Below are 23,624 nucleotides of genomic sequence, written 5' to 3' on the forward strand. Positions count from 1 at the left end.
CCAGCGTTCGTCCTGAGCCAGGATCAAACTCTCCGTGAATGCTTCCCCGTGATCGGGGCGACACCACGAGAGCGGAACAGTCGGAGGAATAATCCGACCGTTCACAGCGTCCTCGCTGTGTATTCTTCAAAGGAACCACGACCATCGGAAATATCTCCGACGGACGGGGTATCAACATATCTGGCGTTGACTTTTGGCACGCTGTTGAGTTCTCAAGGAACGGACGCTTCCTTCGTACTCACCCTCTCGGGCTTTCCTCCGGGCGCTTCCCTTCGGTGTTTCAAACTCTATCAGTGATTTTCCGTCTCTCTGACCGCCGCCCCGCAGACATGCAGAACGGGACCCCGAGATAGGATCCGACAAAGTTTGGGTGCTGCCGGGCAACGACGCTTGGTCGCGTCAGTCCGCCGCAGGCAGGGATACGACTGTACACGCAGCCTGAGCCGGGCGCAAACCGTTCGGGCCGTTGTCCAGGGTCTTCAACCCCCTCCGTCTCATGCGGAACCGGCACTTCATATGACATACCCTGCTGCCCAGTGCGCCGTCCGGGACAGGTAGTGACGGCCCATTCGGATCTCCACCCCCGGGAGGCTTCCCATGACCACCGTGACGTCCCCTATCGCCGGGCGCGCGATCGCACTGGCCGCAGTGCCCGACCCCGTCTTCTCAGGAGCGATGGTCGGGCCCGGCATGGCGATCGACCCCGCGCGCGAGCCCTCGGAGGCCGTCGCGCCCGTGGACGGTGTGATCATCTCGCTCCACGCGCATGCCTTCGTCGTTGTGGACGGAGAGGGCCATGGTGTGCTGACCCACCTGGGCATCGACACGGTCCAGCTGAACGGTGAGGGCTTCGAGCTGCTCGTCAACAAGGGCGACACCGTCACGCGCGGTCAGGCGATCGTGCGCTGGAACCCGGCCGCCGTCGAGCAGGCCGGCAAGTCTCCGGTGTGCCCTGTGGTGGCGCTCGAGGCCACGGCCGAATCCCTCTCCGGTCTCCGTGAGGACGGCGACGTGAAGGCGGGCGACCAGCTCTTCTCCTGGCAGTGATGCCGGCGCCGTTCTGAACGGCATTACAGACAACCAGCGCGGTGGCGGGACCTGCCGCATGATTCGGAGACGGGTGAGATGGAGACAACGCTGCGAGGCGTCGGTGTGAGCCACGGGGTGGCGATCGGCGAGGTCCGGCACATGGGGACGGCAGTGCTCGAACCCCCGGCGAAGCAGATTCCGGTGGAGGACGCGGAGCGTGAACAGGGCCGCGCACGACAGGCCGTGGACGCTGTCGCTGCCGACCTCATAGCGCGGGGCAACCTGGCGGGGGGCGAGGCCCAGGCGGTGCTGGAGGCACAGGCCCTGATGGCGCAGGACCCCGAGCTGATGGCCGATGTGGAGCGTCGTGTCGCCGTCGGCAGCACGGCGGAGCGCGCGGTGTACGACGCGTTCGCTTCGTACCGCGAGCTGCTGGCGAACGCCGGGGAGTACCTGGCCGGGCGTGTGGCCGACCTCGACGATGTGCGGAACCGTATCGTCGCCCGCCTGCTCGGGGTGCCGATGCCCGGCGTACCGGACAGCGACGAGCCGTACGTCCTGGTCGCTCGTGACCTGGCGCCGGCGGACACGGCCCTGCTGGACCCGGCCCTGGTTCTCGGCTTCGTCACCGAAGAGGGCGGCCCGACCAGCCACAGCGCGATTCTGGCCCGAGCTCTCGGGGTCCCGGCCGTCGTGGCGCTCCCGGGGGCGGGCGAGCTCGCCGAGGGCACTGTGGTCGCCGTCGACGGCAGCACCGGTGACATCTTCGTGAATCCGAGCGCCGAGAAGAGGGCGCAGCTCGAGGCCGCGGCCGCCGAGCGCAAGGCCGCTCTGGCCGCCTCGACCGGGCCGGGTGCCACGGCCGACGGTCACAAGGTGCCTTTGCTCGCGAATGTCGGCGGTCCGGCGGACGTGCCGGCCGCTCTCGAGGCCGGGGCCGAGGGTGTCGGTCTGTTCCGCACGGAGTTCCTGTTCCTGGACGACAACAAGAACGCGCCATCCGAGGAGAAGCAGATCGAGGCCTACCGCCAGGTCCTCGAGGCCTTCCCCGAGGGCCGAGTCGTGGTGCGTGTGCTCGACGCGGGTGCGGACAAGCCGTTGGACTTCCTGACCCCGGCGGACGAGCCGAACCCGGCGCTCGGTGTGCGCGGTCTGCGCACGCTGCTCGATCACCCCGAGGTGCTGCGTACCCAGCTGACCGCACTCGCGAAGGCCGCAGAGGGTCTCCCGGTCTACCTCGAGGTCATGGCGCCCATGGTCGCCGACCGCACCGACGCGAAGGCGTTCGCGGACGCCTGCCGTGAGGCCGGGCTGCAGGCCAAGTTCGGCGCCATGGTGGAGATCCCCTCCGCGGCACTGCGGGCGCGCTCGATCCTCCAGGAGGTCGAGTTCCTGTCGCTGGGTACGAACGACCTCGCCCAGTACACGTTCGCCGCGGACCGCCAGGTGGGCGCGGTCTCGCGCCTGCAGGACCCGTGGCAGCCCGCGCTGCTCGACCTGGTCGCGCTGTCCGCGGAGGCGGCGAAGGCCGAGGGCAAGAGCTGCGGCGTCTGCGGCGAGGCCGCGTCGGACCCGCTGCTGGCGTGTGTGCTGACCGGTCTGGGCGTCACCTCCTTGTCCATGGGTGCCGCGTCGCTTCCCTATGTCCGGGCGACCCTGGCGAAGTACACGCTGGCGCAGTGCGAGCGCGCCGCGGCGGCCGCGCGTGCCGCGGACTCCGCCGATGAGGCGCGCCTCGCGGCTCAGGCGGTGCTGTCCGGCGAGTGATCCGGGGCGGCGGGACTCACCCGTCGTGCGGCGAGGGGCACTCCATCTGCTGATGGGGTGCCCCTCGGCCGTTCAGCCTCCCCCTCGCTCAGCGCTTACGGCTCTTACGGGCTGTTCCGATTCCCTTCACACCCCCGACATCGTTGCCCCCGCGCGAGTTCAGTGGGTATGGCCCGTCGGGGGTCCGTAGTCCCCGAGATCCGGTGGAGCGCAGTAGTCCACGCCGGATTCCGGGGAGACGAGGTCGCCGGATTCGACGTCGGTGCAGTAGGCGTCGAAGACCTCTCCTGCGGTGAGCGGTTCGAGGCCTTCGCCCCGCAGACGCCAGCCGTAGACACGGTCCGTCCCGTCGGGCGCGGTGGTCCGCATGACGAGTCCGCCGGCGCTGGGGGTGGCGATGCCGAGGGCGAGGACGCTGGTGAACTCCAGGGCCTCCGACTCGTCGAGGCGGGTGGTTCCGTCGGGGTCCTCGTCGGCGTGGAGCACCGCGAGGAGGGTTTCCGCCGGGGCCGAGACGCTGCAGACCAGGTGGCGGTGGCCGGGGCCGGCGGTGTCGAGGATGCGGGTGAGGAGCTGGGTGGCCTGGGCGAAGGCGGTGCGTCCGATGTCCTCGCCGCAGGAGGCACAGGCGTCGAGCCGGGCGAGGACCGCGGTGGCGTACTGCCAGGTGGCCTGGCGTACGGCTTCGTCGACCAGGTCCGGGAGGAGTTCGGCCAGTGGCTGCCCGTCGTAGGGGATGGTCGGTCCTGTGGCGGCCAGTTCGGCCGTGAAGCGGGTGCGGCTGGCCTGTGCGTCCGGTTCCAGGCCGGTCTCGGCGCAGAACTCCGCGTACTCCTCCGGGTCGAAGAGGGCGACCGCGGTGTGGCTGCCCTCTTCTGCGAGGGTCCTGAGCAGGGCTTCCACCTGCCGGAGGTAGGTCGTGTGGTCGTCGAAGGCGAAGGTGCGGTAGCGCTGCATCGCGGTGAAGTCGTGTTCGTCGGTCAACAGCCCGATCGTGCCCGCGATTTCACGGCGCAGGACACGTCGCATGGTCTGGTCGGTGTGCGGCATGGTTCCCCCTACATGCAGTTGATCAGTCGTCACCCACAGTAATGGGGACCACTGACAACGCCGCTCCCCGCGGTTGCCCAGCCGCCGCGGGGTTTCGTCGTGGCCGCGGAGGGCGTCAGGGGCGCTTTCGGGCCAGTTCTTCGTAGAAGTGCAGCAGTTCGAGATTGTCGATGGAGCCCGGGTTGACGGCCTTCTCCAGCGGTGTGCCCTGCAGCAGGCGCTTGACGGGGACCTCGATGCGCTTGCCGGTCAGGGTGTGCGGGACGCCGGGGACCTCGATGATCTCGTCGGGGACGTGGCGTGGTGAGAGCTGTTCGCGGATGGTCTGCTTGATGCGGTTCAGGAGGGCTTCATCCAGGGCGGCTCCGGGCGACAGCTGGACGAAGAGGGGCATCCAGTAGCCGCCGTCGGGCTGCTCGATGCCGATGACGAGGGACTCCTTGATCTCGGGGAGACGCTCGACGGCCTCATAGATGTCGGCCGAACCCATGCGGACGCCTTGGCGGTTCAGTGTGGAGTCGGAGCGGCCGTGGATGATCACGGATCCGCGGGAGGTGACCGTGATCCAGTCCCCGTGCCGCCAGACTCCGGGGTACATGTCGAAGTAGCTGTCGTGGTAGCGGCTGCCGTCGGGGTCGTTCCAGAAGCGGATCGGCATGGAGGGCATCGGGTGGGTGACGACCAGCTCGCCGACCTCGTCGATCACGGGCTTGCCGCTGGGGTCCCAGGCCTGGAGGTCGGTGCCGAGGCCGGGCGCCTGGAGTTCGCCGATGTAGACGGGGAGGGTCGGCACCGCTCCCGCGAAGCAGGAGCACACATCCGTGCCGCCGCTGACGGAGGCGATCCAGAGATCGTCGCGAACCTCGTCGTGCAGCCAGCCGAAGCCGTCGGGCGGCAGCGGCGAGCCGGTCGTGGCCACGCACTGCACGCGGGAGAGGTCGAAGTCGCGGCCCGGACGCACGCCGGCCTTGCGGCACGCCATGACGTAGGCGGCGGACGTGCCGTAGAGGGTCGCGCCGGTGCGTTCGGCGATGCGCCACTGGGCGCCGGTGTCGGGGTAGCCGGGACTGCCGTCGTACAGAACGATGGTGGTGCCCGTGAGCAGGCCGGAGACCAGGAAGTTCCACATCATCCAGCCGGTCGAGGTGTACCAGAAGAACCGGTCCTGGGTGCTGAGGTCGCAGTGCAGGCCGAGCTGCTTGAGGTGCTCGATCAGGATGCCGCCCTGGGACTGCACGATGGCCTTGGGCAGACCGGTGGTGCCCGAGGAGTACAGCACCCACAGCGGGTGGTCGAACGGGACCTGTTCGAAGACGGGCTCGGCGTCGGCCGAGGTCAGCGACGACCACTCCACGGCGCCTTCGGGAGCCTCGGTGCCGAGCAGCGGGATGTGGACGACGGCGCGCAGGGTGGGCAGTTCCCGGCGCAGCTCGGCGACGATCTCGCGGCGGTCGTGCTCCTTGCCGCCGTAGCGGTAGCCGTCGACCGTGAACAGGACGACCGGTTCGACCTGCTGGAAGCGGTCCAGGACACTGCGGGCACCGAAGTCCGGCGCGCAGGAGGTCCACACGCCGCCGACCGCTGCCGTGGCGAGGAGGGCGACGACTGCCTGCGGGATGTTCGGGAGGTAGCCGCTGACGCGGTCCCCCGGCCGCACGCCGAGGGCACGGAGTTCCGCGGCGAGGGAGCCCACCTGGCGGCGCAGTTCGGACCAGGTGACGGGGCGCGGCTCCTGCGTCTCGTCGACGGCCACGAGAGCCGGCTCGTCGGCCCGGGTCGCGGACGCGCGCAAAGCGTGTTCGGCGTAGTTGAGGGTCGCCCCGGGGAACCACTCGGCGCCGGGCATGGCGCGGCTGCCGAGCACGCGCGCGTAGGGGGTGGAGAACCGTACGTCGAACCACTCCGTGACGGCCTTCCAGAACGTGTCCAGCTCGTCCACCGACCAGCGGTGCAGGGCCGGGTAGCCGCCCTCGGCGGGTGCTCCGTGGTGCTCGGCCGCCCAGGCCTGGAACCTGGTGATCTGCGCCCGGGCGATGCGGTCGGCGTCGGGCTGCCAGAGCGGCTTGGGGTTCGCTGAGGTCATGGGGCGGCTCCCGGGCTGTGCGCGTCGTGTGCGTGGACCGCGCACGGGCTGGGGTGTGCGCGTCACGCGGATGACACGGACGATGCCATGTGATCGACTTCTGCACCAGGGTGCGCCACACATAGTCGCCGGCGTGAAGATGTGCTCTCACCACTGGTGAACGGCAGTTGAACGGCACACCTCAACGGGGATGTCAATGGCAGGGTGAGCAGCATGGACGGTCGTGACCTGGTGCGTTCGGTGAAGGCGGTCGGTTCGGGGGGTGCGGCGCAGGGCTTGCGCACGGTTCGCGCCGCATGGCGCAGGAGGCGTACCGACGCCACCGGGTTGCCGCGGCGGGGTGCGGAACGGGCCCGGGTGCCCGGTGCCGTGCGGGAGGTGGAGCCTGGCCCCGGCGGCGGTCTCGTACGGTTCGCCCGGGCCGAGCTGCGCATCACGGTGGCCGTGAACGGAGCGGTGTTCTGGGGTTGGGACGGAGCCGGGCCCGAGCCGTCGTACGCACTCGCCGACCGCACTCCCGAGCCCGATCCGCGGGCCGTACTGGAGCCCGACAAGGACGGCGGCTGGCGGGTCGTGGCGGAGCGCGTCACGGTCGCGGTCTCACGGCACGGCGCCATCGAGGTACGCACGCCGGGCGGAGTGACTCTGCGCCGCGATCTCGCGCCCCGGTGGTGGGAGCCCGTGAACGGCGGCGTCGCCCGCTGGATGCAGCGGTCCGAAGTGGCGCCGGACGCACGGTTCTTCGGGCTCGGCGGCCGGGCGTCGGGACCACGGCTGCGCAACGGGACGTACCGGCTGTGGAACACGGATCCGGGACAGCCGTTCGGGCCCGGCGACGACCCGTTGTACATCACCATGCCGGTGCAGATGGTGGTCGCCGACGCGGCCACGCATCTGGTGTTCCACGACACCTCCTGGGACGGCACGGTGACGCTGCGGGAGGGCGAGGAGGGCGCGGGCTCCGGGCACGACCGGGTGGGCGCCAGTGAGCTGCGGATGGAGGGCGGGCCGCTGCGGTGCTGGGTCATGGTGGGCACCCCCGCGCGCGTGCTGCTCGTCTGGGCGTCACTGACCGGGGCGCCCGCCGCTCCGCCGGCCTGGGCCCTCGGGCACCATCATGCGCGCTGGGGTTTCGGCAGCGAGCACGAAGTGCGCCGGATCGTCGCGGGCTACCGGGAGCGCGCGCTTCCCCTCGACGCGGTCCATCTGGACATCGACCACTACGACGGCCACCGCGTGTTCACGGTCGACCGGGACCGCTTCCCGAAGCTGCCGGCGCTCGCCGAGGACCTGCGCCAGGACGGAATCCGTCTGGTGTCGATCGTCGACCCTGCGGTCGAGGCCGTCGCGGGCAACGCCGTCTACGAGAGCGGAACTGACGAGGACGCGTTCGTCCGGGACGCGGCGGGCCGGCTCGTGAAAGGGGTGGTGTGGCCCGGCGAGGTGGTCTACCCGGATTTCACGGACCTCCGTGTGCGGCAATGGTGGGGCGGTCTCTACGAAGAGCGCCTCGCGCAGGGCTTCGCGGGTTTCTGGCACGACATGAATGAACCGGTGTCCTTCACGGCCTTCGGCGAGAACACCCTGCCCCGGTCGGCCCGGCACGCGCTGGAGGGCCGTGGCGGCGACCACCGGGAAGCCCACAATGTGTACGGCCTGTGCATGGCCCGGGCCGCACATGAGGGGCTGCGCCGACTCGTCCCGCACGAGAGACCGTTTCTCTTCTCGCGCTCGGGATGGGCAGGGATGCAGCGCTACGGAGGAACGTGGTCCGGGGACGTGGCCACGGGCTGGCCCGGCCTGCGGGCCTCACTGGCGCTGGTGGTGGGGCTGGGTCTGTGCGGCATCCCGTATTCCGGGCCGGATGTGGGCGGCTTCGACGGGACTCCGTCGCCCGAGCTGTATCTGCGTTGGTTCCAGCTCGCCTCGTATCTGCCGCTGTTCCGTACGCACGCGAGTCTGCGGGCCGGCCGCCGGGAGCCCTGGGAGTTCGGCGATGAGGTCCTCGAGCACGCGCGCGTGGCGCTCGTCGAGCGGCGGCGACTGCTGCCGTACTTCGTCACGCTGGCGCACATGGCGCGCCGCACGGGCGCCCCCTACGTGCGGCCGCTGTGGTGGGGCACGCCCGAGGACCGGGCGCTGAGGGACTGCGAGGACGCCTTCCTGCTGGGCGACAGCCTCCTGGTGGCTCCGGTACTGGAGGCCGGAGCGCGCCGGCGGACGGTGGTCCTGCCGCGGGGCCGCTGGTACGACACGACGACCGAGGAGGCGTACCAAGGGCCGGGGCATGTGCGGATCGACGCCCCCTTGGGGCGGATTCCGGTGCTCGCCCGCGCGGGAGCCGTCCTGCCGGTGCGGGCCGAGGACGGCGGTCTGGAGCTGGAGGTGTGGGCACCCGCACGGGGACGTTCGGGAGGCGGGGTGGTGGTGCCGGACCCGGGCGACGGATGGGCCGAGGCGGCCACGGAGCGGTATGTGACCCGATGGAAGGGCCGCAAAGTAGTGGTCCGGCGGGACGGTGACGACGGCAAGGACGAGCCGACGTATCCGGTCCGCCTACGAGGCCTGCGCACCGGGTGAGCCGGGCGGCACGCGCGCGTGGTGTCTCCGCCGCGTGCCGGCCACGGGGCGCGGCGTTCCCGGCGTGCGCGAGTCGAGCGGTGGCCGCCCGCGCTGCCCGGCGGTTCGGTCCGGGCGGGACGTGCTCGGAGGCCGTCCCGCCCGTGTCTCACACGTAGCGGCCCTCGAACCATCCCTGTACGACGAGCGTGTGCAGCGGGAAGGCGAGTTCGGCCGGACGGCGCAGGAGGTGCCAGCCCTCCGTCTCGTCCGTACCGGCGGACGGCGGGAGGTCGGCGGCCGGGCGCTCGGGGAGCACCCCGAACAGCAGGAGGTGGCCGTCGGGCGAGCTCATCGCGTCGACGAGCCGCACATCGCGGGCGGCCGCGTCGATGCCCGTCTCCTCCTTGAGTTCCCGGACGACGGCGTTCCGCCAGTCCTCGCGGTACTCGATGAAGCCTCCGGGCAGGGCGGTACCGCCGCGGGCGGGAGGAATGGTTCGGGTGATGACCACCAGGGCTGTTCCCTTGGTGTCGTACACGGGCTGGAGGGCCACCGCCACGGGCAGCGGATTGCGATAGGCCACCGTGCCACACGCGGTGCAGGTGCGGGGCCAGTCGGAGACGCCCTCGCCGTAGGGCGCTCCGCAGCTCGAACAATGCGAGCCCGGCACGGAGTCGGCGGATGCGAACGGGGATTCGGACACGGGGCGGACTGTATCCGATCACGGGGAGGGCGTCTTCCGGGGGCAGGGCGGTATGGCCATGCGGAGGCCGAAGCGGCGTCGGTGTGGGCGGGGGTGTCGCGGTGTGTGCCGTTTCCGCCCCGCCGCACAAGGGCTTTCGGCCCGATCGAGGACCGGGACGGCCGGAACCACCCCCGTGGGCCCCGGCCGCCCCCATCTCTGGTCCGACGCCGGCAGGGGCGCGTGCGGTTCTTCGCGATGCCTGCCGCTTTCCGATCGGCCGTGACACACTCCTGACGTTTCGTCAGATGACTCGGGAGGGACAATGCCGCGTGTCCGCACACCCGTGGTGGCGGGTTGGTTCGCCGGCGAGGGGAAGGACTTCCACCTCGTCGGCACACGGTGCTCCGCCTGCGGGTCGGTGTTCTTTCCACGAGAGGACACCTTCTGCCGCAACCCGGGCTGCACCGACGGTCAGCTCCACACTGTGCGACTGTCCAGATACGGGCGAATCTGGTCATACACCGATTCCCAGTACCGCCCTCCGTCACCCTATGTGACCAATCCGGAACTTCCATGGGAGCCCTGCACGTTGGTCGCGGTGGAACTGGAAGCGGAGCGCATCGTGGTGCTCGGGCAGGCGGTTCCGGGGGTGACCGTCGCCGATCTGGAGGTGGGCGGTCAGGTCGAGGTCGTCCCCGGTGTGCTGAGCGAGGACACGGAGACGACGTGGACGACATGGCACTGGCGGCCGACGGGGGTGGCGATATGACGGAGGATGTGGCGGTGCTCGGCGCGGGCATGCATCCCTGGGGCAAATGGGGGCGAAGTTTCGTCGCGTACGGGACGGCGGCGGCGCGCGCGGCGCTCGCCGACGCGGGAGTCGACTGGCGGGACGTCGGTTCGATCGTGGGCGCGGACACGGTGCGGGGCGGCTATCCGGGGTACGTCGCAGGGGCGACGTTCGCCAAGGCCCTCGGCTGGCAGGGTGCACGGGTGGCGAGCGTGTACGCGGCGTGCGCATCGGGCGCGCAGGCCCTCGACGCGGCGCGGGCGCAGATCCTCTCGGGGCTCGCCGAGGTGGTGCTCGTGGTCGGGGCGGACTCGGCGCCCAAGGGGTTCTTCCGTCCCGCCGGCGGTGACCGGCCCGACGATCCCGACTGGCTGCGGTTCCGGGTCCTGGGAGCGACGAATCCGGTGTACTTCGGGCTGTACGCGCGCAGGCGGACGGCCGTCCACGGCGACACGGTCGACGACTTCGCCCAGGTCAAAGTGAAGAACGCGGCCATGGGAGCGCTGAATCCCAACGCCCGCTACCGCAAGCCGGTCACCGTTGAGGAAGTCGCCGCATCCGCGGTGGTCGCCGATCCCTTGCGGCTGCTCGACATCTGCGCGACATCGGACGGCGGGGCGGCCCTGGTCCTGTCGAGCCTGGAGTTCGCGCGACGGCACGGAATGCCGGAACCGGTGCGCATACGCGCGGTGTCCACGGTGACTCCCCGCTATCCGAACACCGTGGTCGATCTGCCCGACATCGCGACGGACTCGGCGCTGGGGGCGGAGGCCCCCGGCGAGACCTTCCGCGCCTCGATCACGCGGAACGCCTACGAGGAAGCGGGGATCGGTCCCGAGGACCTCTCCCTCGCCGAGGTCTACGACCTGTCCACCGCTCTGGAGTTGCAGTGGTACGAGGATCTGGGGCTGTGCCAGGAGGGGGAAGCGGCCAAACTGCTGCGGGAAGGGGCCACTGCGCTGGGCGGACGGATACCCGTCAACGTCAGTGGTGGACTGGCCTCCTTCGGGGAAGCCGTTCCGGCGCAGGCGATCGCCCAGGTGTGCGAGCTGACCTGGCAGTTGCGTGGCGCAGCGGGCGACCGGCAGGTGGCCGGTGCGCGGGTCGGAATCACCGCGAACCAGGGGCTGTTCGGGCATGGGTCCGCGGTCGTGGCGGTGCGGTGAGGGGGCGAGGCGCAGGGCACCGGCGTCACACCGGTCGACTTGGGGCACGGGGACCACGGCAATCACGCACCCACGTACGTCAGTCACCCACGTCTCTCACGCGTCCCTGGGCCTCACTGCTTCCGCCGCCGGTGTTCACACGCTCCGTGTTCACCCGGGAATGCTGTGTGAACAGGTCGTGAACTGCTTCTCGGCGTGCCCCGTTGGCGTCATTATGCTCCCGTGCCCTCCTGGACGGATACTCTCCGCTTCGCTTTCCAGCCGGTGGTCAATCTGACGACCGGAGGGGTCACAGCGCTGGAGATCCTCGCACGCCCGGAGACCGGCGACATCCTCGCCCAGGCGCGCCGGGACCCCGAACTCGACGGGAACCTGGCCGCGTTGGCGGTGGCCGCGGCGGCACACAGGGAGGCGCTGCTTCCGCTGCATGTCAATGTGTTCGCCGGCACTCTCGCCGACCTCGGTGGCCTCACCGCCGTACGGAACGCCGTGCGTGAAGCGGGCCGGCTGCCGTGGGAGGTGACCATCGACATCGGTCCTCCGTTCACGCACGTGCCGCACCGGGCTCTGCTGGAGGCCGTCGACGCGCTGCGCGGCGAAGGCTTCCGGATCTGCGCGGACGGCGTCGGCGACGGCGACATACCGCTGCGGCTGCTCTCCGACATGGCACCGGACGTGGTGAAGCTCGATGTGTCGCTGCTGTCCCGGCCGGCCGTGGTGCGGGCCATGCGCACGCTGTGCGAGGAACTGGGCGCGCTTTTGTCGGTCGAGGGCGTGGAAACGGAGTTGCAGTGCGAAGCCGTGAGATCGGCTGGCGCGCAACTGGCCCAGGGCGACCTGTTCGCACCGCCGTCCCGGCGTCCCGCCGCTGACGTATACGTTCCGCCGCTTCCTGCCTCGGCCGATCCGGCGCCGCCCACCGGTCCTTCAGTGCGGCAGTTCGTCCGGCCTGCCGCGCTGCTGCCGACCACGGCCTCGGCCGCACAGGTGCGGGCGCGGCTGACCGGCTCGCCCGACGTGTCCGGGGTACTGCTGGTGGACCGGGCCGGGGTGCCCGTCCGGTCCATTCACCGCTCACGCTTCCTGCTGTCGATGTCAGGCCGCTACGGCCATGCGCTGTACGCCGACCGTCCGGCCGCGAAGCTGGGCGACCCCCCACGCGCCGTCGGTATCGACGCCACGGCCTGGGAGGTGCTCGACGTGGTGGCGGACGGCGAGCGGGACCGTACCTCCGACGATGTGGCGGTGGTCGACCGGGCCGGGCGGTGCGTGGGCGTCGTCAGGCTCGCCGACCTCGTACGAGCGCTGGCGGAGAGTCGGGTGGAGGAGGCGGCGGGGCTCAATCCGCTGACCCGGCTGCCCGGTTCCGATGCGATCACCGCCGAGGTGGACCGACGGATCGCGGACGGACGGTTGTTCGCGCTGGGCTGGCTCGACATCGACCACTTCAAGCAGGTAAACGACGGGGCGGGCTTCGCTGCCGGTGACGAACTGATCCGCGCGGTGGGGCAGTCCCTGCAAGGGGCCGCGTCCGGGAGCACACGCGTCGGGCACATCGGCGGGGACGACTTCCTGCTGCTGGCGGATCTTGAAGGCCTCAATCGCCTCGTGGCCTCGGTGCTGGACGTGCCTTGGTCGGCAGGCGGGCGCCCCGTGACCCTGTCGCTGGCCACGGTCCTGTGCGCACCGGGAAGCGTGAGCGACCACCGCCAGGCGGCGGCGTGTCTCGCGCCCCTGAAGCAAGCCGCGAAGGCGCTGAGCGGGGCTAGTTGGGTCTTCGGACAGGCCGGTCTGCCGGGGCACGAGGTCCGCCGCGGTGTGACCCCGACGCCGGCCCGGGCCGGTGGTCCGGCGCGGGGCTGACCGGCCCCGTCCGGGGCGTCGCGGAGATCCGCGGCGTTCTCGCGGTGCCGAAGTCCGCGGCAGCGCGGCCGGCATCTCGCCATCGTGTGTCTCCCGGCCCACGTTCGCGCAGCAGCGCTGCTGCCTGCCTCAAACATTGCCGTCCCCGACCTTGACGCTCTCGGGACGCCGGTGAAAACTTCCGGATGTCAGTCGGCATCGCCGCATTCGGCCGTATTCGGGTAGTGCGCCCCCTGAGGCCCATGCCCGTACGACGAGTCAGCCATGACAGGCGATTCCACTGCGCAGGCACGCTCGTCGCGGACGCCGGGCGGGGCGCGGGGACCTTTCCTGCCCTCGACTGAAGTCGCCAAGGGAAACGCACCCTGCACGGAGGACGGACACGGGGCGGAACCGCCCCGGACGAGGGCCAGGAGCCGCCATGACGCAAGAAGGCATCTTCGTCGGCGAGTTGATCGGATCGGCTGTCCTCATCCTGTTCAGCGCGGGTGTCCGTGGCGCCGTCACCCTCGAGTGCTCGAAGGCCAAGGGCGCCGGGCGGGTCCTCATCACGCGGTTCCGAACCAGCGCCGACGAGGACGAGGCACTGTCCGCACTCGAGCGGCCATGCGATCAACCCCGCCCGCGAACTCGGCCCACGCATCGCCCACTCCCCGCTCCCCGCACCGGAGACGGAGACCCCGCGCCGGGGTTGAGCCTGGACACCGGTGGTGCGACCACTGATCGGCGGGGCGCTCACGGCCCTTGTGCACAACGCAGCCTCCTGACCCTTTGACGAAGGGGACGTCATGACGGACAACGGCCAGAAGTACGTCGCCGCGATCGACCAGGGCACCACGTCCAGCCGCTGCATCGTCTTCGACCGCAGCGGCGCGATCGTCGCCGTCGACCAGCGCGAACACCGCCAGATCTTCCCCAAGCCCGGCTGGGTGGAACACGACGCCACGGAGATCTGGTCCAAGGTCCAGGCGGTCGTCGCCGGCGCGATCGCCAAGGCCGGGCTGCGCGCGGACCAGATCGGCGCGCTCGGCATCACCAACCAGCGTGAGACGACGGTCCTGTGGGATCGCGCCACGGGCAAGCCGGTGCACAACGCCATCGTCTGGCAGGACACCCGGACGGCCGCGCTGTGCAGGGAACTCGGCGACTCCGACGGGCAGGACCGTTTCCGTGAGGAGACCGGACTGCCCCTCGCCAGCTACTTCTCCGGACCCAAGGTGGCCTGGCTGCTCGACAACGTGCCCGGTCTCAGGGCCCGCGCCGATCGCGGGGAGATCGCCTTCGGCACCATCGACTCCTGGCTCATCTGGAACCTGACCGGAGGCACCGACGGCGGACGGCATGTCACCGACGTCACCAACGCGAGCCGCACGATGCTGATGAACCTGGACACCCTCCAGTGGGACCCCTCGATCCTGTCCGCGATGAACGTCCCGGAATCGGTGCTGCCGGAGATCAGGTCCTCCGCCGAGGTGTACGGCACCGCCGTCGGCGGGCTCGCGGGGGTGCCTGTGGCATCGGCGCTGGGCGACCAGCAGGCGGCCGTGTTCGGGCAGGCCTGCTACGAGGTGGGCACGGCCAAGAACACGTACGGCACCGGCAGCTTCCTGTTGCTCAACACCGGGAACCGTCCGGTGCCGTCCAAGAGCGGACTGCTGACGACGATGGGCTACAAGATCGGCGGTGAGGCGCCCGTCTACTGTCTGGAGGGGTCGATCGCGATCACGGGCGCTCTGGTGCAGTGGTTCCGCGACCAGCTCGGCATCATCCGTACCGCGGACGAGATCGAGACCCTGGCGGCAAGCGTCGAGGACAACGGCGGGGCGTACATCGTGCCCGCTTTCTCCGGCCTTTTCGCCCCCTACTGGCGCTCGGACGCGCGGGGTGTGATCACCGGCCTGACCCGGTACGTCACCAAGGCACACATGGCGCGGGCGGTGCTGGAGGCGACGAGCTGGCAGACGCGGGAGGTCGTCGACGCCATGTACCAGGACTCCGGGGTGAAGATCACCAGCCTGAAGGTCGACGGCGGCATGACGAAGAACAACCTCCTCATGCAGCACCAGGCGGATGTGCTCGGCGTCCCCGTCATCCGCCCGGAGGTCTCCGAGACGACCTGCCTGGGCGCCGCGTACGCGGCCGGCCTCGCGACCGGAGTGTGGGACGACCTCGATGAGCTCAAGTCGCACTGGCAGAAGGACGTCGAGTGGACGCCCACGATGCAGGCGCCGGAGCGCGACCGCGAGTACCACAACTGGCGCAAGGCCGTGGAGAAGAGCTTCGGCTGGCAGGAGGACGGGGTGGGCTGATCTCCCCCTCCGCGTGCGCGTGCGTCACTCGTGGACCACGCGCGCGAGCGCGGCGGCTCGTACCCCGGTCGGCGGGGGTACGGGCCGCCCGTGCGCGCGAAGCCTCAGGTGGCGACGTTCTCGCGGGCCGCCGCCGCGTGCGTCATCGCGTGCCGGACGACCTCGATGAGCACCTCCTTGACCGACTCCCGCTCGCGGGCGTCGCACAGGACGACCGGGACGCCGTCGTCGAGGTCGAGGGCCTGGCGCACGTTCTCGGCGGGATAACGCGCCGCGCCGTCGAAGCAGTTGACACCTACCACGAAGGGTATGGAGCGGCGCTCGAAGTAGTCGACGGCGGCGAAGCAGTCCTCCAGTCGGCGGGTGTCGGCGAGGACGACGGCGCCCAGGGCGCCGGTGGCCAGTTCGTCCCACAGGAACCAGAAACGGTCCTGGCCGGGCGTACCGAACAGGTACAGCACCAGGTCCTCGCGGAGGGTGATGCGGCCGAAGTCCATCGCGACCGTGGTGGTGTTCTTGCTCTCCACGCCCCTGGTGTCGTCGACCGGGCGGCCTGCCTCGGTGAGCACCTCCTCGGTGCGCAGCGGCCTGATCTCGCTGACCGCGCCGACGAGGGTGGTCTTGCCCACGCCGAAACCACCGGCCACGAGGATCTTGAGCGTGACGGGCTCCACCGGCGGCATCCCACGCTCACTGCGCCCGAAGATCATCGTTCTCGTCTCCTGCTCGATGGGGTTCGGTCGGCGGCGGTCCGTAGCCTCCGCCGCCTGGGGTTTCGACGACCAGTACGTCGCCGGGGCCCACGTCTGCCGAATCGCTGCCCTGAAGAGGGAGCACAGTCCCGTCCGCGCGCTCCACGCGATTGGCACCGAGCGCCCCCGGCTTCCCGCCCGCCATACCGTAGGGCGGGACCCTGCGGTGCTGGGAGAGCGTGGACACGGTCATGGGTTCCTTGAAACGGATGCGGCGGACCGCGCCGTCTCCCCCGCGCCAGCGACCGGCACCGCCGCTGCCGTACCGTACCGCGAACTCGTCGAGCAGGACCGGCAGTCGCCACTCGAGTACCTCGGGATCGGTCAGGCGCGAGTTGGTCATGTGCGTCTGCACGACGGGCGCCCCCGGGAATCCGTCGCCGGCGCCCGATCCGGAGGCGACCGTCTCGTAGTACTGGTACCGGTCGTTGCCGAAGGTGACGTTGTTCATGGTGCCGGAGCCTTCGGCCTGCACCCGCAGGGCTGCGTACAGGGCGCCGGTGATGGCCTGGGAGGTCTCGACGTTGCCTGCGACGACGGCGGCCGGGGGCTCGGGGGCGAGCATGGAGCCGGACGGCACGACGATCTCGAGGGGGCGCAGGCAGCCGTCGTTGAGCGGGATGTCGTCGGCGACGAGGGTACGGAAGACGTACAGCACGGCCGCGTTGACAACCGAGAAAGGCGCGTTGAAGTTGGTGGCGAGCTGCGGGGACGTGCCGGTGAAGTCGACGGTCGCGGAGCGGCTTTCGCGGTCCACCCGGACGCGGACGCGGATGACGGCGCCGGAGTCCGTCTCGTAGGCGTAGTCGCCGTCGTCCAAGGCGTCGATGACGCGGCGGACGGCCTCCTCGGCGTTGTCCTGGACGTGCTTCATGTATGCCTGGACGACGTCGAGCCCGAAGTTCTCGATCATGCGGCCGACTTCGTCCACGCCTTTCCGGTTGGCGGCGATCTGGGCGCGCAGGTCGGCGAGGTTGGTCCTCGGGTTGCGTGACGGGTGGGGCGCCTCGGTCAGCAGACGCATCGTGTCCTCTTCGCACAGATGCCCGTTCTCGGCGAGCAGCCAGTTGTCGAAGAGGACGCCTTCCTCCTCGATGGTGCTGCTGTGCGCCGGCATGGAACCGGGGGCGATGCCGCCGATCTCCGCATGGTGGCCACGCGAGGCGACATAGAAGAGGATCTGCTCACCCTCCGTGTCGAAGACGGGGGTGATGACGGTGACGTCGGGCAGGTGGGTCCCGCCGTGGTACGGGTCGTTGACCGCGTAGGTGTCGCCGGGGCGCATACGGCCGGCCCGCCGCCGCACGACCTCCTTGACGCTCGTGCCCATCGACCCGAGGTGCACCGGGATGTGGGGGGCGTTGGCGACCAGGTTGCCCTCGGGATCGAAGAGGGCGCAGGAGAAGTCCAGACGCTCCTTGATGTTGACGGACTGGGCCGTGGACTCCAGGCGGGCGCCCATCTGTTCGGCGATGGACATGAACAGGTTGTTGAAGACCTCGAGCAGGACGGGGTCGGCTTTTGTGTCGAGATCGGAACTCTCCGTAATCGCCGCCCGTTCCAGGAGCAAATGCCCGTCGTCGGTCGCCGCGGCCCGCCAGCCGTCGTCGACGACGGTCGTCGCACTGGCCTCCGTGATGATCGCGGGGCCGGTGACGGTGTCGCCGGGAGGCAGGTTCTCGCGGCGGTGCAGAGGTACGTCGCGCCAGGTGCCGCCCGTGTGGAGACGGGCGGTCTCGGGGGCGGCGGGGCGGCCTTCGTACGGGGCGAGGGCGGACAGATCGGGGGGTTCGGTGATGCCGATGGCTTCCACGGAGAGGGCTTCGACCACGATCGGGCGGTCGAGCGTGAAGGAGTACATGGTGCGATGACGTTCTTCGAAAGCTCGCCTCATCTCGTCGGGGTCGGCCAGCTCGACGGTGAGGGTGGTGTCCGTGCCGTCGTAGCGCAGCTGGGCCCGGCGGACGATTCGGATGCGGTCCTCGGGCACGTCCTCGGCCAGGAGTTCGGCGCGGGCGGTGGCCGCCAGGTCGTCGGCCGTCTCCAGAACGCCGGGCATCGAGGCGGGCTCCAGGGGCGCCTCCACGGACTGCTCGCGCATCGCTGTGGTGTCGGCGAGCCCGATGCCGAGGGCCGAGAGCACCCCGGCCATGGGCGGCACGAGGACGGTGCGGATGCCGAGGGAGTCGGCGACCATGCACGCGTGCTGACCGCCCGCCCCGCCGAACGTGGTGAGCGCGTAGCGGGTGACGTCGTGCCCTTTCTGGACCGAGATCCGCTTCACCGCGTTGGCGATATTGGCGACGGCGATCTGCAGGTAGCCCTCGGCGACCTGCTCGGGGGTGCGGTCGTCGCCGGTCCGCTCGCCGATCTCCGTCGCGAGGGCGGCGAAGCGTTCGCGGACGAGGGCGTCGTCGAGGGGCTGGTCGCCGTCGGGGCCGAAGACCCGCGGGAAGTGGGCCGGCTGGATACGGCCGAGCATGACATTGGCGTCGGTGACGGTGAGCGGGCCGCCGCCGCGGTAGCAGGCGGGCCCCGGCTCCGCGCCCGCCGAGTCCGGCCCTACGCGGTAGCGGGACCCGTCGAAGTGCAGGATCGAGCCGCCGCCCGCCGCGACCGTGTGGATGTCGAGCATCGGGGCGCGCAGCCGGACGCCGGCGATCTGCGTGGTGAAAACGCGTTCGTACTCGCCGGCGAAGTGCGAGACGTCGGTGGAGGTGCCGCCCATGTCGAAGCCGATGACCCGGTGCAATCCGGCGAGCTGCGACATCCGTGCCATGCCCACGATCCCACCCGCCGGCCCGGAGAGGATGGCGTCCTTCCCGCGGAACTGCCCGGCCTCGGCGAGTCCTCCGTTGGACTGCATGAACATCAGGCGCACGCCTTCGAGTTCGTCGGCGACGTGCTGGACGTAGCGGCGCAGGACGGGCGAGAGGTAGGCGTCGACGACGGTGGTGTCGCCGCGCGGGACCAGTTTCATCAGGGGGCTGACCTCGCTCGACAGCGAGATCTGCGGGAAGCCGATGCGGGCGGCCAGCTCGCCGATCGCCTGCTCATGGGCGGGGTGCAGATGGCTGTGCATGCAGACCACGGCCAGTGCGCGGATCCCGTCGTCGTACGCCTCCCTGAGCGGCCTCGCGAGAGCCTCGAGGTCGGGGGCGCGCAGGACGGTGCCGTCGGCCGCGATGCGCTCGTCGACCTCGACGACCCGTTCGTAGAGCAGTTCGGGCAGTTCGATGGCGCGGGCGAAGATCTTCGGGCGGTTCTGGTAGGCGATGCGCAGTGCGTCGCCGAAGCCGCGGGTGATGACGAGGAGTGTGCGTTCGCCCTTGCGCTCGAGAAGGGCGTTGGTGGCGACTGTGGTGCCCATACGGACCGCTTCGATGGGCTCGTTGCCGTCGATGAGTTCGCGTACGCCCGCGACGGCGGCGTCGGCGTAGCGGTGGGGGTTGTCCGACAGCAGTTTGTGGGTGAGCAGGCGGCCGTCCGGGCGGCGCGCGACGATGTCGGTGAAGGTGCCGCCGCGGTCGACCCAGAACTGCCAGCCCGTGGTCACGTCCGTCTCTCCGATCGCACTGCTCGGAACCGGGTCCGCAGGATCGTCGGCGAACTGCGGACGGTGGTCGACGACCGGTCAGATCATAACGGGCGGGTGGTCACCGTGCCGGTCCGCAGGCCGGAGGTGCGGCCGGCACCCGTGAGGCAGGCGGCAGGACCCGTGTGCTCGCCCGGAGCGCGCGGAAAGCCGGGGTCACAGGGCCCGCAGGCCGTCGATCACATCCCGCAGAATGCTCTCGTCCACCAGTTCGGCGGGCGGCACGGGCCGTGTGACATGCACCAGTTCCTCGTCCACCAGGTCCCCGACGAGGACGCGCACCACGCCGATGGGCAGGTCGAGTCCGGCGGCGAGCTCGGCGACCGACTGCGGCGCCTCGCGGCACAGGCCGACGATGTCCACGTGCTCCGGGGACAGCGACGGATCCGCCTCGGGATCGTCCGCATGGGGCTCCGTGACGACCACCGCGATCAGGTCGAGGCGGTGCTGGGCGGCATGGCTGGTACGGCCGCGCGTCATGGCGTACGGACGGACCACCGGTCCGGCCTCGTCGTCGAACCAGCGGCTTCTTCCCTGATCGTCTCCGCTCATGTCATCCCACTACCCACCCGAGGGCAGATCGGTGCGCGGAGCGGAGCCCAGATGTACTCCCACCCGCTTGACCAGGAGGGTCATCTCGTACGCCACCTGGCCGACGTCGGATTCCGAGTCCGACAGAACAGCGAGGCAGCTGCCGTCGCCTGCCGCGGTGACGAACAGGAACGCCTCGTCGAGTTCGATGATGGTCTGCCGGACCCCGCCCGCGTCGAAGTGCCGGCCGACGCCCTTGGCGAGGCTGTGGAACCCGGAGGCGACCGCGGCCAGGTGCTCGCTGTCCTCCCGGCTCAGCTCCTTGGAGACTCCGGTGGGCAGGCCGTCACTCGACAGCACGAGCGCCTTGCGGATGCTGGCGACGCGCTCCACCAGGTCGTCGAGGAGCCAGTTCAGCTCTCCCGACCCCTTATTGATCGCGTTGGACCCTGCGGCATTCGGTGCGGTCATCGACCGTCCCCCTTTGTCGTTCCTCGTGCTGAGCCGTCCCGGGCTTCGTCGCCCGTGGCGTTCTCCTCGCGCCCGCGCTGCCACCCTCGCTGGAGCGAGGCGAAGCGGCTGCGTACCTCATCGGCGTCGCGCTCGGCGGGTTGCGCCGCGTCCGCCGTGCTGGATCGCTCGCGTTCGCGGCGCCGGTCGGGGCCTTCCTTCAACTGCGGGGCCAAGCTGGCCTGGCGTACACGGCGGGGCAGCGCGCCCGCACTGGACTCTTCCGTTCCGTCCGCCGATTCCCGGTGCGCGGTGGTCCCCTGCGCAGCGTCCGGGGCCGGGGTACGGCGGCGCCGGGGCAAGGCCGGTGCCTCGGCCTGGTCGCCGACCGAACGTGCGGCGCCTTCGGGGAGTTCTCCCGGGCGGCCCGCCGGGCGTTCGGCCCCCTGGAGCCCCGTCACACGCCTCTCCAGCGCGCTCGGTTCCCCATCGGCCCCTTGGCGCCGCGATCCCTGCCCGGTGACGGGGCGGCCGTGCGAGCTGACGAGCTTAGGGGTCCGCCGGGGCGGCAGCGGGACGGGAGCATCGAGGTGGTCGCTCTTGCCGGAACGGGCCGCGTCCCGCCGGATGTCGCGGGCCTGCTGGTGCTGCTCGACCGGGACCTCCACGAGAGGGCGGGGGCGGAACAGGCCACCTCGTTCACGGTCCTCGTCCTCCAGGGCGTCGGGGAAGTCGTCGAGCGCGTCCAGGTCGACCGGTGCCTCCAGTTCGACCGGGCCGTTGAGGATGGAGGCCGGAATGCCGGGAAGCCTGGCGGTCCCCCGGGACAGCTGCGCCGTGCCCTCCCCCTCGTGCCCGGCGTCCTTCGGGGGCACCGGACGGTCGAGGCGGAAGCCGATCCCGTTGGTGTCCGGCACGTCCTCGGTCAGCAACGCGTCGGGGATGAGGACGACGGCCGTGGTGCCGCCGTAGGGGGACGGCTGGAGGGAGACACGGACGTTCTGCCGCTGGGCGAGCCGGCTCACCACGAACAGGCCGAGCCGGTCGGTGTCGGAGAGTTCGAACTCGGGGGTCTCGGCCAGCCGCAGGTTGGCGTCCAGGAGCGTCTCGGCCGTCATGCCGAGGCCGCGGTCGTGGATCTCCAGGGTGAAGCCGTTGGCTACGCGTTCGCCGACGACCTGGACGGCGGTGTGCGGCGGCGAGAACACGGTGGCGTTCTCCAGCAGTTCGGCCACGAGGTGGGTGAGGTCGGCGACCGCGGGGCCGGTGACGGCGACGCGCGGCAGCCGGCGCACCTCGATGCGCTCGTAGTCCTCGACCTCTGCGACGGCGGCGCGCACCACGTCCATGAGCTGAATGGGCTTGCGCCACTGCCGGGAGGGTGCGGCGCCGGAAAGGATGACCAGGCCCTCGGCGTGGCGGCGCATGCGGGTGGTGAGGTGGTCGAGGCGGAAGAGGTCGGCGAGTTCCTCGGTGTCCTCGGTCCTGCGCTCCATGGTGTCGAGCAGGGTGAGCTGTTTGTGCAGCAGTACCTGGCTGCGGCGGGCGAGGTTGACGAAGACCTCGGAGACCCCGGCGCGCAACTCGGCCTGTTTGACGGCGGCCTCCACGGCAGCACGCTGAAGGGTGTTGAGGGCCTGCCCGACCTCGCCGATCTCGTTCTTGTCGTACTCCAGCCGCGGCACTTCTGTCTCGACGTCCACCTGTTCACCCGCGGACAACCGGCGCATCACGCTGGGCAGTCGCACCCCGGACGCCTCATGGGCCTCCAGGCGCAGCTGGCGCAGATCGCGGATGAGCCCGCGGCCGATACGCGCGGACAGGATCAGTGAGACCAGCAGGGCGACGAGACCGAGCACCCCGGCCACGCACGCCTTCACGATGACGTTGACGACCAGGGGACGGACGCGGTCCTGGTAGCGGTCCGCGGCCTGTGTGTTCATCGTGTCGAGGCCACTCAGAACCCGCCCGGCGGTCTCGTCCCAGCTCTTGGCGGTCACCCCGTGCGGTGTGCCGGGGGCGCCGGTGACGACGGCCCGTTCGGCCACGCGCAGGGGGGCGGTGTCGGCGTTGCTCCAATAGCGCTGGAAGCGTGCGCTCTCCGACTCGGGCAGCACCGACAGGCTGATGTCGTACATCACGGCGCGCTGGGCGACGAGATCGGAGACGTCGTGGATCTCGTCACGGGTGATCCGGCCGGCCACGAGCGCGGAGCCCAGGAGGGCGTCCTCGCGGGAGAGCAGTTCGCGGGCCCGGGAGACCTCGACGAGGGCGCGGCCCTCCTTGTCCATCTCCATGTTGTCGAGGACCTGCAGATTGGCGAGGAGCGTGAAACAGGGGTCGACGAGACGGTCGTAGAGGTCCAGGGCCTGGGCGCGGTTGACGGTGCCTTCCTCGACGCTGCGCCGGAGCGAGTCGATGCCGTCCAGGGCGTCCAGGATCGAGCTGAGGCGATCGGCGGTGCCCGGTCCCATCTCGTCCTGCAGGTCCGTGTCCTTGCCGTCGCGACGGAGCTTGTCGACCATCTCGTCGGTGGCGGCGCGGCTGCGCCGGAGCGCGGCGAGCGTGTCGGAGGCGCGCGGGTCGGCGAGGTAGACGAGGGCCTGGCGGCGCTCCTGCTGCAGAACGCGCACGGTGTCCTCGGTGGGGTAGCCGACCTTCTCGACGACGTCCGAGACCGTGAACAGCGACTGTGCCTCGCGGCCGGTGAGCACCGTCGCGAAGGCCCAGATGGCGGTCAGGGACAGCAGCGGCACGAGAAGCAGCGCCACGATCTTCCGGCGGATGGACTTCCCGCGAAAGCGCATGGCCTCCCCCAGCTCGGCCCCCGCGGTCCGGGGGTACACATGTGCGTCAACAAACGGCGCGAGCCTACTACCGACACAGGCGTATCTCGAAGGGCCGGCCGTGTGCGCCGGCCCCTGGACTGCCGACGGGAGATGGGCCGTTGTCACGCCATTACGGGAGATTGCCTACCCGAAACCGGCGTCCG

Annotated in this window: 15 protein-coding genes; 7 read left to right on the forward strand and 8 right to left on the reverse strand. The window is 70.6% G+C overall.

Annotated features, from left to right (window positions below; genetic code table 11):
• Positions 1-597: 597 nt before the first annotated feature.
• The gene (locus tag ACWDA7_RS04105; protein ID WP_450602649.1) at positions 598-1,047 is read left to right on the forward strand and encodes a PTS sugar transporter subunit IIA; all 450 of its coding nucleotides are present in this window, start codon (positions 598-600) and stop codon (positions 1,045-1,047) included.
• Between the two features lie 78 nt (positions 1,048-1,125).
• Positions 1,126-2,796, forward strand: a complete 1,671-nt coding sequence (gene ptsP, locus ACWDA7_RS04110; protein WP_450602650.1) for a phosphoenolpyruvate--protein phosphotransferase — start codon at positions 1,126-1,128, stop codon at positions 2,794-2,796.
• A gap of 159 nt (positions 2,797-2,955) precedes the next feature.
• Here the strand turns inward: ptsP and ACWDA7_RS04115 are convergent, their stop codons facing one another.
• The gene (locus tag ACWDA7_RS04115; protein WP_450602651.1) at positions 2,956-3,846 is read right to left on the reverse strand and encodes a hypothetical protein; all 891 of its coding nucleotides are present in this window, start codon (positions 3,844-3,846) and stop codon (positions 2,956-2,958) included.
• Between the two features lie 115 nt (positions 3,847-3,961).
• Complete coding sequence (locus ACWDA7_RS04120) at positions 3,962-5,929, reverse strand: acetoacetate--CoA ligase (RefSeq protein WP_450602652.1); 1,968 nt, start codon at positions 5,927-5,929, stop codon at positions 3,962-3,964.
• Between the two features lie 213 nt (positions 5,930-6,142).
• Between ACWDA7_RS04120 and ACWDA7_RS04125 the strand changes: the two genes are divergently transcribed.
• Complete coding sequence (locus ACWDA7_RS04125) at positions 6,143-8,509, forward strand: glycoside hydrolase family 31 protein (RefSeq protein ID WP_450602653.1); 2,367 nt, start codon at positions 6,143-6,145, stop codon at positions 8,507-8,509.
• Between the two features lie 148 nt (positions 8,510-8,657).
• On the opposite strand, the gene ACWDA7_RS04130 is transcribed toward ACWDA7_RS04125, so the two are convergent.
• Positions 8,658-9,194 carry an NUDIX domain-containing protein gene (locus ACWDA7_RS04130; RefSeq protein WP_450602654.1) on the reverse strand — a complete coding sequence of 179 codons (537 nt, stop codon included), beginning with the start codon at positions 9,192-9,194 and terminating at the stop codon, positions 8,658-8,660.
• A 325-nt stretch (positions 9,195-9,519) separates the two neighbouring features.
• On the opposite strand from ACWDA7_RS04130, the gene ACWDA7_RS04135 reads away from it, so the two are divergent.
• From ACWDA7_RS04135 to glpK, 4 genes are all read left to right on the forward strand, one after another.
• Entirely contained in the window at positions 9,520-9,945 is a 426-nt protein-coding gene (locus ACWDA7_RS04135) for a Zn-ribbon domain-containing OB-fold protein (RefSeq protein ID WP_450602787.1), read from the forward strand.
• Positions 9,942-11,132 carry a lipid-transfer protein gene (locus ACWDA7_RS04140; protein WP_450602788.1) on the forward strand — a complete coding sequence of 397 codons (1,191 nt, stop codon included), beginning with the start codon at positions 9,942-9,944 and terminating at the stop codon, positions 11,130-11,132. The genes ACWDA7_RS04135 and ACWDA7_RS04140 overlap by 4 nt, the downstream gene beginning before the upstream one ends.
• 222 nt (positions 11,133-11,354) lie before the next feature.
• Positions 11,355-12,995: an EAL domain-containing protein gene (locus tag ACWDA7_RS04145; RefSeq protein ID WP_450602655.1), complete on the forward strand. Its 1,641-nt coding sequence runs from the start codon at positions 11,355-11,357 to the stop codon at positions 12,993-12,995.
• A 788-nt stretch (positions 12,996-13,783) separates the two neighbouring features.
• Entirely contained in the window at positions 13,784-15,304 is a 1,521-nt protein-coding gene (gene glpK, locus ACWDA7_RS04150; protein ID WP_450602656.1) for a glycerol kinase GlpK, read from the forward strand.
• Positions 15,305-15,408: 104 nt separating this feature from the next.
• Here the strand turns inward: glpK and ACWDA7_RS04155 are convergent, their stop codons facing one another.
• From ACWDA7_RS04155 to ACWDA7_RS04175, 5 genes are all read right to left on the reverse strand, one after another.
• A complete protein-coding gene (locus tag ACWDA7_RS04155; protein ID WP_450602658.1) occupies positions 15,409-16,014 on the reverse strand; it encodes a GTP-binding protein in 606 nt (201 codons plus the stop codon).
• Positions 15,995-19,612, reverse strand: a complete 3,618-nt coding sequence (locus ACWDA7_RS04160; RefSeq protein ID WP_450602659.1) for a hydantoinase B/oxoprolinase family protein — start codon at positions 19,610-19,612, stop codon at positions 15,995-15,997. The genes ACWDA7_RS04155 and ACWDA7_RS04160 overlap by 20 nt, the downstream gene beginning before the upstream one ends.
• 195 nt (positions 19,613-19,807) lie before the next feature.
• Positions 19,808-20,203: a DUF742 domain-containing protein gene (locus ACWDA7_RS04165; RefSeq protein ID WP_450602660.1), complete on the reverse strand. Its 396-nt coding sequence runs from the start codon at positions 20,201-20,203 to the stop codon at positions 19,808-19,810.
• A gap of 9 nt (positions 20,204-20,212) precedes the next feature.
• Positions 20,213-20,653 carry a roadblock/LC7 domain-containing protein gene (locus ACWDA7_RS04170; protein WP_450602661.1) on the reverse strand — a complete coding sequence of 147 codons (441 nt, stop codon included), beginning with the start codon at positions 20,651-20,653 and terminating at the stop codon, positions 20,213-20,215.
• Positions 20,650-23,439 (reverse strand): nitrate- and nitrite sensing domain-containing protein, encoded by a 2,790-nt coding sequence (locus ACWDA7_RS04175; protein WP_450602662.1) that lies wholly within the window; start codon positions 23,437-23,439, stop codon positions 20,650-20,652. The genes ACWDA7_RS04170 and ACWDA7_RS04175 overlap by 4 nt, the downstream gene beginning before the upstream one ends.
• Between the last annotated feature and the right edge of the window lie 185 nt (positions 23,440-23,624).

The sequence above is a fragment of the Streptomyces sp. NPDC001156 genome (assembly GCF_053598275.1).